Annotated in this window: 7 protein-coding genes and 4 pseudogenes; 5 read left to right on the plus strand and 6 right to left on the minus strand. The window is 58.6% G+C overall.

From position 1 onward, the window contains the following. A pseudogene (locus HWY30_RS43255) lies at nucleotides 1-123 on the plus strand (IS110 family transposase); the annotation flags it as partial. Here HWY30_RS43255 and HWY30_RS39845 read toward each other — a convergent pair. The 3 genes from HWY30_RS39845 to HWY30_RS39855 all read right to left on the minus strand — a co-directional run bounded on the left by HWY30_RS39845 (nucleotide 97) and on the right by HWY30_RS39855 (nucleotide 2,528). Beyond that, a complete protein-coding gene (locus tag HWY30_RS39845; protein WP_090812744.1) occupies nucleotides 97-645 on the minus strand; it encodes an IS630 family transposase in 549 nt (182 codons plus the stop codon). The pseudogene HWY30_RS43255 and the gene HWY30_RS39845 sit on opposite strands and share 27 nt — an antisense overlap. Further along, the gene (locus HWY30_RS39850; protein ID WP_090812745.1) at nucleotides 642-1,103 is read right to left on the minus strand and encodes a helix-turn-helix domain-containing protein; all 462 of its coding nucleotides are present in this window, start codon (nucleotides 1,101-1,103) and stop codon (nucleotides 642-644) included. The genes HWY30_RS39845 and HWY30_RS39850 overlap by 4 nt, the downstream gene beginning before the upstream one ends. Nucleotides 1,104-1,628: 525 nt before the next feature. Further along, a complete protein-coding gene (locus HWY30_RS39855) occupies nucleotides 1,629-2,528 on the minus strand; it encodes an EamA family transporter (protein WP_090812747.1) in 900 nt (299 codons plus the stop codon). A gap of 308 nt (nucleotides 2,529-2,836) precedes the next feature. Between HWY30_RS39855 and HWY30_RS39860 the strand changes: the two genes are divergently transcribed. Then, the gene (locus tag HWY30_RS39860) at nucleotides 2,837-4,033 is read left to right on the plus strand and encodes a M24 family metallopeptidase (protein ID WP_090812748.1); all 1,197 of its coding nucleotides are present in this window, start codon (nucleotides 2,837-2,839) and stop codon (nucleotides 4,031-4,033) included. 64 nt (nucleotides 4,034-4,097) lie between these two features. Next, on the plus strand, nucleotides 4,098-4,877 hold the full coding sequence (locus HWY30_RS39865) for an IclR family transcriptional regulator (protein ID WP_090812749.1): 780 nt from the start codon (nucleotides 4,098-4,100) through the stop codon (nucleotides 4,875-4,877). 7 nt (nucleotides 4,878-4,884) lie between these two features. Here the strand turns inward: HWY30_RS39865 and HWY30_RS39870 are convergent. The 3 pseudogenes from HWY30_RS39870 to HWY30_RS42840 form a co-directional block, all read right to left on the minus strand. Then, nucleotides 4,885-5,295: pseudogene (locus tag HWY30_RS39870) on the minus strand (DDE-type integrase/transposase/recombinase); the annotation flags it as partial. Nucleotides 5,296-5,363: 68 nt separating this feature from the next. Further along, a pseudogene (locus HWY30_RS39875) lies at nucleotides 5,364-6,189 on the minus strand (IS110 family transposase); the annotation flags it as partial. 1,013 nt (nucleotides 6,190-7,202) lie between these two features. Continuing rightward, nucleotides 7,203-7,349: pseudogene (locus HWY30_RS42840) on the minus strand (IS6 family transposase); the annotation flags it as partial. Between the two features lie 378 nt (nucleotides 7,350-7,727). Between HWY30_RS42840 and HWY30_RS39885 the strand changes: the two are divergent. Further along, complete coding sequence (locus HWY30_RS39885) at nucleotides 7,728-9,050, plus strand: lysine N(6)-hydroxylase/L-ornithine N(5)-oxygenase family protein (RefSeq protein ID WP_090812750.1); 1,323 nt, start codon at nucleotides 7,728-7,730, stop codon at nucleotides 9,048-9,050. A gap of 4 nt (nucleotides 9,051-9,054) precedes the next feature. After that, the coding region (locus HWY30_RS39890) for an MFS transporter (RefSeq protein WP_341809967.1) at nucleotides 9,055-9,434 on the plus strand (380 nt) is incomplete at its 3' end.

Genomic DNA, 9,434 nt, shown 5'->3' on the forward strand with positions numbered 1-9,434 from the left:
AAGGCTGTGATGCAACGCCGCCACGTGAGCATTGCTGCGATCGCCCTGGCGAACAAGACGGCGCGCATTGCATGGGCAATATTGACAGGTAAGTGTTCACGAAAAATTTACTTGGAATTTTGACCCGTATCCGCTGAGCAGAATTTCGAGCTCCGCATCGACGGTTTCTTTCGTCCACGTCGCGAATCGCCGCCAGTGGTACTTGAAGTGCTTCCATACGATCTCGATGAGATTCAGTTCTGGGCTGTACGCCGGCAGATAAAAAAGGAGTGCTTTGTGTTCGATGAACCAGCGGTCCAGTGTGAGCTGATCGATCCCGTGATGAATGCTCGCGTTGTCGAGCACGATCACGGTCGGTCTACCATCGCCCTGACAGATCAGGTCATTGAGAAAACCCTCAACGTGAGGCCCTTTGACCGTATGGCTGCCTGCTGCATGGACGAAACTGTTCTCTGCGAAGTTCAGTGCGCCCATCACATTGCGTCGACAATGGTGGTTGGGCTCAATGGCATGGGGCAGTCCACGTGGTGACCAGCTACGCTGCACAGGCGGTGATCCGCAAAAACCGGCCTCGTCGAAATAGAGCAGGCGACACTGGCCATCGCGCGCGGCGACCTGAAGCTTCTCGAGCGTGGCCTGTTTCATCTCGAACTCCTGTTCATTGCGCTTTTTTTCAGCGAGAACCGGTTGCGCTTGAAAGTGAAGCCCGCACGCTTGAGGGCTCCACCCAGCGTTTCTATCTTGCAAGGCAGTGCCTGGGCTTGTGCCTGCTCAACGCGTCGAGCTATCTGGGCCAGGGTAAGCGGATCGGCCCGCGCAATCTCCAGCGCGACAGCGACCACGTCATCGGGAAGTGCACGCGGCCGACCACCGTTGTGACCACCCATGAGCGCGCAAATGCCTCCAATACGCCACGCGTGAGCCCAGTTGTAGACAGCCTGGTCGCTCACACCGAGGGCTGCACAGACGACCTTTGGCTTATCCCCGCGAGCGAGCATCAAAACACCCGTGGCGCGTCGGCGAGTGTTCTTGAACCGGTGATTGATCGCCATCTCCTGCAATGTGATCTCCTCAGCCTTCACAAGCTTCACACGGCATTTCATCGACACCTCGGTACCAGGGAAAAATCCAGGTTACCGAAATCCAAGCAGTTTTACCAGGAACACTTAACGGCTGCTTCCGAGTTGCGTAACAGGCAACAGATATTGAGTATTGCTTTATTTCTTTCGCGATTGCGCAAGAAGCGGCAAGCATGGCGAACCGGTCGGACCGGCGCTTGCAGATCCTGATATATCCGGCGGCTGCAGTACGAAGCCAGAAGGCCGATGAGGAGCAAGCGCGCAAATTTCCATGATGGCTCGTGCAGCAGCAAGCACATCAGAAGCCGAATGTACGGACGCAGTCGTGACCCTCAAAATGCAAACCGATCTTGCCCATAGGCGGGAGTCCATGTACGGATATACAGCTGCAACCCATCCTGTCGATGTCGGAACACACGAAACACTGGCGCAATCGGGACGCGTTCATATACAACCAGTTGTTGGGCCATTTATCCGAGCTACGAGGGCTGGCTTGAGAAAGAGAGGGGGCCATTCGATTTATCGTCTCGAACAATTCACCGCAGCGCATCACCTTGACGTAACAATCACGCCGAGGCTTGCGCTGACGACGAGCACCGTGCCCGCGAATTGCAGTGCTGTCATCGCCTGATCGAGCACCACAAAGCCCGCTAGTGCGCCGATCGCCGGTTCCAGGCTCATCAGAATGCCAAATGATGCAGCGGGCATGTGCCGCAGAGCCACCATCTCCAATGCGTAAGGCAGGAGCGGCACCAGTAGCGAGAGCCCAGCCGTCGCGGCTAATTGCGGGAGGAGGACGTGCAAACGATGCTCAGCAATCCCAAACGGCGTGACGGCCAGCGCAGCCACGATGAGCGATATAGACAGCCCTTCGAGGCCGTTGAAGAGCGTGCCGGTCTTTTTCATCAATACAATGTAGCTACCCCAGCCCGCTGCGGCACCTACGGCGAGCAGCGTGGCCATGGGATCGCCGATCCATCCTGCGTGGTCGTGCGCAAGCAGCGGCACACCCGCGACCGCGGGAAGCGGCCAGAGCAGAGTCCGCAGTCGCCGTGCGCTGACCGTCGCGACCGTGAGTGGACCGAGGAAGGCGATTGTAACAGTGAGGCCAAGCGGAATTCGCTTGATCGCCGAGAACAAACACAACGTCATGCCGGCCATTGCGATGCCGAGCGCGCCCGCCGCGACCCAGTGCGTCCGTGAGTAACGATGCAGCTTCGGACGGACGATGAGCCCTAGAATGACGGCCGCCCACGCAAGCCGCAGCCAGATTGTACTGAATGTACCGAACGCATCCATCGTCGGCACGGACAGTGCGACGCCAAACTGCACGCAAAGCATGGACAGCAAGCCGAGCAGGGCCGTCGCGCCGACCGGGTGCGGCCGACGTAGATCTGGCCGTTTGCATATGAGAGGAGTACGAAGCGGCGACTGTCGATGGTTTTGCATGCGGAGAATCTTCCATTGGTTCTTTCCGGAACTCAGGGAAGTCGGACGACGATAAGGATAGTACCGGTGAAACTCATCACGAGAATTGATCAACGTCAACAAGCGGAAATTGGGAAGGGGACAATAAATAACAAAGTTTGCTATGGCATCGCCCCTTGTCGGGGTTGGTCAGTGGAGGCACAGATTGATGCTGGCACCCGTGCGACATGACTTCTATGTGAGCCTCTTTATGGCTATGCTTCTAGGAAGTTGCATCATACGAAGTATATTCCCTCATGCCTGCATCAAGCCCCTAACTGGAGGAACCGATGCGCTACGCCGACACTGAGACTCTTGAGCAACATACCGCCAACCTTGCCTTTTCCTGCAGGGAGAAACTCTTTTCAACCGCGCCGGAACTCGACCTCATCATCACAACGGACCCGGTTCACGTCGGTTACCTGACGGGCTATCGGAGCATCCTCCAGGATGCCGGGCCGTATGCGCAGGCTGCAATCGCCACACGCGATCGGGTGGCTCTGATTACCGGCGCGAGCGACGCAGCTGCCGCTCTTGAGGAATTGGAAGATCCCTTCTGCATCTGGCGATACGGCACCTTCTATGTGGGCGCAACGGCGGGAGTGGCGAGCTATGCGGACATGCCTGCACCCGGAGCGAATTACGCCGACACGATCGTGTCTGCCTTATCCAGCTTCGATCTCCGCGGGGCACGTGTCGGCCTGGATACGCGTGACGAAAGATTGGCGCACACGATTTGGCGGCAATTCCCGCAAGCGGCGTTCCAGAACGGGGCACCATCGTTAAAGCGTGCGCGCGCGACGAAATTGCCAGGCGAACTCGTGCTGCTTCGCCATGCGTCATGCATTACCGATAAAGCCCTCGAGTCCATCGTGCCGATGATTCGCGCGGGCGTCACGGAACTCGATATCGCACGCGAAATCACCAGCACTATCGTTCAAGGGGGAGGCATCCCGCGCTTCGTCGTGGTTACCTCGGGCGAGCGCAGCTCGCGGGTTGACGCCTACGCCCGCAACAAACGCCTCGAGGACGGAGACCTCCTGCGCATGGACATTGGTTGCACCGTAAATGGGTACTGCTCGGACATGGCGCGCACACTGACTGTTGGCGGCCCAAGCGATCAACAGGCCGAGCGCTACGCGGCACTGCTGGCCGGCGAACAGGCGCAAATTGCGGCCTTGAGACCGGGCGCACTGGCCAGCGATATTTTCAAGATCGCCATCGGGGCCGTTCGAAAAGGCGCTTTGCCGGATTATCAGCGGAATCACTGCGGACATGGTATCGGTCTGCACTCCCATGAGTTCCCGCCGATCGCTCCCGACTCTAACGTACTGCTCGAGCCTGGCATGGTGTTCTGTGTAGAGACTCCGTACTACGAGCTCGGTTGGGGCGGTATGATGGTGGAAGATACGGCTATCATCACGGACGACGGGCACGAGCTTCTGACCCATTCGGCTCGGGAACTATGCCAGGATCGGGTAAAGTAATGGCCCACCGCCCAACACCGGCCATTCATAGGCCGTTAAACATTCGCATAGACAAGAAGACCCGATGAAGAGCCAGTCACTTGAACGAGGCCTCGACGTCATGGAGCTACTCAATGCGTCGCAAGAGCCGATGGGTCCCCGCGAGATATCCCGTCGGCTCGGGTTAAGTCCGGCCATCGTTCAGCGCCTCCTCAACACCTTGACGGCAAAGCACTATTTGAGGCGCGACCCTGTCACGCGACGGTACAGTATCGGGTACCAGACGCTGAATCTGGGCGCAGCGCTGATGGCGCGAGACACGTTGTTGCTGGAGGCCCGCAAAGAACTCCAGTTGCTGGCTGACAGCATGCGTATCGATGGTTATCTCGGAGCGCTCCAGGACAAGACCCCGATGTATCTGCTTTGTGTCGACGGCAAGGGGTCGGTCACCGTCAGGGTACATCCCGGGTCACCAATCGGATTGCACAACACGGCCATCGGCAAAGCCATCCTTTCGTCTTTTCCGGACGAGAAAGCGCTGGAACTGCTGCAAATGGAACCGCTGGAACAGAGCACGGCCAAGACGATTACTGACCCCGAACAACTTGTCGCGTCCTTGCATAGGATACGGACCGACGGATATGCCCTGATCGAGGACGAGCAGGTCGTGGGCATCTCGTCAGTTGGCGCCCTCGTCGGCGACGCCAGCGGGCAGATGCGGACCGCGATTAGCGTCGCTTACTCGAAGCACTTCAGCCCCGAACTCGAACAACGAGACGTGATTGAAGCCATTCTCGGCGCAGCGAGTCGGATCATGCGCAATTGCGGGTTGACGTTGCCCGCGAATTTCGGATCCCTTAACTGAGCGGAGATTATGCCACCCGTTGGTTCTGGGCGGCGTACCAGTCCCGTTCGAATTGCATCGGGCTGGGGTAGCTCAACGTCGAGTGAAGACGGCCGTGATTGTAGACGCTCAACCAATCGACTACTTCGTCCATCGGTTCGCGACGCGTTACAAAGCGCTGGCCGGGAATGCGTGCACGCTTGAGCGATCCCCACAGGCTCTCGGTCGGCGCGTCCCAGCAATTTCCTTTGCGGCTCATCGAACTGCGCATGCCGTAGTCCTTGAGCAGGTCCCTGGAAGTCGTGGCTCACGTACTGCCTCGGTCGCTGTGCGAAATCAGGCCCGCTTCCGGACGGCGGCGAAACCACGCCATATGCAGCGCGTCCGATATCAGCTCCGTGCGCATGTGCGGCTGCATCGACCAGCCCACCACCTGACGGCAGATAGAAATGCATCTGCCCGGCGTCCGCATAGCTGAAGCGACCGGCCTTGAGATCGATGATGCGGGTTATTGAACTGGCGCCAGAACAGTTCGAGCATGAGGCGCGACGCGCCGATGTGACCCACACCTCTGAGGCGTCTGAGGTGTGTGATTCGCTCACGCACCGGGGTGGGCAGGCGCTCCTCGAGCGTGCGTTCAAGCGCTGCGAGCTGCTGCTCGGCGAGCTCCAGCCGCGCTGTCTCACGCACCAGCCGTTCGCGCAACTCCTCCGGCAGCGGCGTTCCATCGTGACAGACCAGTTCGCCGTGGGAGAGCCGTCTGGCGAACGACCGGTGATCAACCTCGTCCCAGCAACCCATCGTGACAAGCAGTTTGCGTATGCGCTCGCGGTGCTGCAGCACTTCCTTGTGCAACTGTCCGCGATCACGGATCAGATGACGCAGGGCTTCGTCCTCCACGGACGGCACACGCACGACGTGCATCCGGTCACGTTCACCATGCAGCCAGGCGCGCAGATTGGTGACCAGCTTGATGGCATCCAGCCTGTCTGTCTTCGCACGCCGCTTGTGGCGCTCCACACGGATGCTCGCGGCATCGATCATATAACTCTCGATGCCGCGGGAGCACAGCGCACGAACGATCCAGAATGCGTCCTGCCCGGCTTCGTAGCTGACAACCACGCGCACGTTCGACGGCAGCGACCACTTCTGCCTGTCTTGCGCGATGAGTTCGAGAACGGCCTGCAGTCGCAGGTTCGCCTGCGACGCGCTGACCGTGTGGACCGCCGGCTTCTCTCTGAAGCGCCACTTTCCACTGCGCGGCCGACAGTTCGAGTGACACCGCCAGAACGACGTTCCCACCATGGGGCCCGGTCACGTGATTTGCGTCCATGATGCCCTCCCTAGAGCAAACCTGGCACCGTCAATTCTACGACTCCGGCCTTAACGACTCTCACGCTCCAGAGGATCTATTGAAGGATTCCGCCGGTGCACCGGCGCAGCCGCTGATTGCGGTATAAGAAGTCTCTTCCATAGTTGGTCGTCTGGCAAAAACATGCCTGTCGCATCTCGGCGGACGCATCCTGGCTTTGTCCTGGTAAGGATTGAGTGACAACACGACTGGCATGCGAAGTACTGCTTGACGTTGCGAGGTCATGGAATTGATCAACGGCGGAACGGACCGGCTCCGTGAGCACACTCCACCTGCCCTTTCGAAATCGTATGCATCACCTCAATGCGGGCCCGAAGGACGCGGGGGCAGCGAAACTTTTTGAAACCCAGCACGAGCCATGTTCGTCGCTTTATCGACTTGATCTGATTGGATGAGGAACTGGACACGTTGAAACGCTGACAAGCTACCTGTGCCGCGCTGCGGCAACGCTCAAGTGCCTGTGACCCGGCTCGTCGCAAACTATTTTTACTCCTCGCGCGGAACGCGATATGGGTACTCGTCTTTGGGGGAACCGGGTCCCCTCCTTTCGGCAATAGCAACGGGACAGTGGCGCACGCCTCGGCTGATAGTGCAATTGATATCTTCTACCGTGAAGACCTGGTACTGCGGACACTGCCACCATGGAAAATTGAACGGATTTTCTTCTTTTGCGTCAGCGCTGACTCGGCGCAAAAATGACGGAGCAGTCGGCTCAGACAGTGTCAAACGTGCCTGTGACGCGTGGGGGGCCGATGGTACTGCTAGCTTGCGCGACCTGCAGCGGGGTGCGACGACGGCAGGCGGCGACGCCCGATATTGCGCGTATCGACTGCGCGATAGATCACCTCTTCGATGGAAACGACGAGGCTTTGCAAAAACCTACGATACCCAACGCCTGCAAAACACTTCGTCCCGTTGCCCTGCGGTGCCGGAGGTGCGGTGAGCAGCTTTGACCTGCCCGCGCGAAGCCCGCGTCGAATTGTTTGGTAGCTGACGACAACACCGCGTTCGAACAGCAAGTCCTCGACGTCGCGCAGGTGCAACTGAAACCGGCAGTACCATCGCACGACGCGATTGATGACGATCGCCGGAAGGCGACGGCCACGATAGACCGATTCGATGTTCTGAGTCCCGGAGGTTATCCGAACCACTGAGCAACGTGACAACTCTCTTTGGACTGCGGGTGATCCGGCGTCTGAATCCGACAACGCCGCGTGAACAATTGACGCACCGCAAGGTTTGCGTATGTTCAAAGTGTTCAGCTTCTCAATTCCTCGTATGATTCACTCAGGCGGGCCGAGGTAATGTCAAACCAAGCATAGTGCTGGTCAGAATGCCGCCATTGGGAAGAAAAGCGATCGTCATCTACGGCTTTCGTTTTCCTGCAGCGGGCATCGGCTACGCAGTACGTCGGCATCACCGCCTCAATCTTAGTCCACGGGAATTGCGCTGCACTATCTCGGTTGGCCAATTCCCCTCTAACGGCGGAACAAGTTCCTATGGACATGCTAGACGTCATCGGTATTGGTATCGGACCGTTCAATCTAAGCCTCGCGGCGCTCATTCAGCCCACCGGTTTGCGAGCGCTCTCCTTTGAGAAGCGCATAAAATTCTCCTGGCATCCGGGGCTCATGCTGCCCCAAAGTCAACTCCAGGTGTCGCCGCTCAAGGATTGTGTGACCTTGGTGAATCCCACAAGCCCATATTCCTTTCTCAACTATCTCGCTGTACATCGACGCCTGTACAGCTTCGTGAATAAAGGTGAAAACAGCACGTCGCGACGTGAGTTCACCCACTATTACCAATGGGTCGCGCAATGCCTGGACACGCTTCGATTCGGCGAGGAGGTGATCGATATCAGGCCTTGCAATAAGGGCTATTGCGTGACCACTACCGCGCGCACATATCATGCGCGCGCGGTAGTCGTCGGGGTCGGCGTCGAACCCAAGGTGCCGGCATGTGCACGGCAGGTGGTTGGCGAGACGGTCTATCACGTAGACGACTACCTTAACCGGAAACCGTTCAGCGAAGACGAACATGTGTTGGTGGTGGGCGGCGGGCAGAGCGGCGCGGAAGTCGTCGAGCACATGCTGACCGAGTCAGGTCCCGACAAGATCACTTGGGCGACGTCGCGCGCCAATCTGTTTGCGATGGACGACAACGCATTTGTCAATGAAGCATACATGCCCAGTTATAGCCAACGCTTTCAAACGCTGCCGATCCAGCAGCGCCGGGCCATCGTCGAAAGCGAAAAGCTCACCAGCGACGGCATCTCCGCCAGCCTGTGCAACCGGCTCTATGAAGCGTTGTACGAACGCAGCGTCCATGGCACGCTAGCCGACTGCTTTCGTCTGTTGCCTTCGGTGACGATGGACGAGATCACCCGCCGCAGCGGTCGCTGGCATATCGGGTTGACCTCGCTCGTCACGTCGCAGCGCAACGGCATAAGCGCGGACAGAATCATCCTGGCAACCGGTTTTCAGCCGCGCCATTTGCCATTCGTTCAGAAACTGCTCGACGGCGCAAGCCGTGAAGACGGTCTGCCAACGCTCGATCCCGATTACGCCGTGCGCTTCGATGCGCCAATGCCCGGTCCCGTGTATCTGCAAAACCAAAGCCGCGTGCAGCACGGCCTGCAAAGCGTCAATCTTTCACTGGTCGCGTACAGGAACAGTCGCATCATCAACAGCCTGCTAGGTCGTGCGTTCTATCCGGATGTTCCGGACCGGCAACTGCTCGACAGCATTGAGGATCAGGAGACTGAAGCAGGGTCGATACTGTGCGACGCCCCTCAGGCCTCGCGTCAACCGGCAGTGGCGTAAGCGCATGACTGGCTCCTCCATTTATCTATCGACTGGCGAGCGTGCGATCTCACACGCCGAGCACTTGCCGGCATCCCTCCAATTACGGGCGTTCATTCCGTTTCTGATCGCGTCACTGGTGATCGCCGCTTCGTACGGGACGAGTTTTCTCCTGCCCGAGTACCTGCAATCCCTGGGCATGAACAGCGATGTCGCCGGCGCCGTGATTTCGAGCGGCATGGTCTCGACCATGATCTGCTGCTGCGTGGCTGAACGCATAGCCCAGCGTATCGGTGTCATGCCGACCATCGCGCTGGCCTCGCTCGTCATGGCAGGCAGCATGCTCTGCTTCGCCGCTGCGCCAATGGACATTCGTGCGGTCTATGCAGGCGGTTTGCTGTTGGG

This window comes from Paraburkholderia tuberum STM678 (assembly GCF_902833905.1).
In the GTDB taxonomy this organism is placed as follows: domain Bacteria; phylum Pseudomonadota; class Gammaproteobacteria; order Burkholderiales; family Burkholderiaceae; genus Paraburkholderia; species Paraburkholderia tuberum.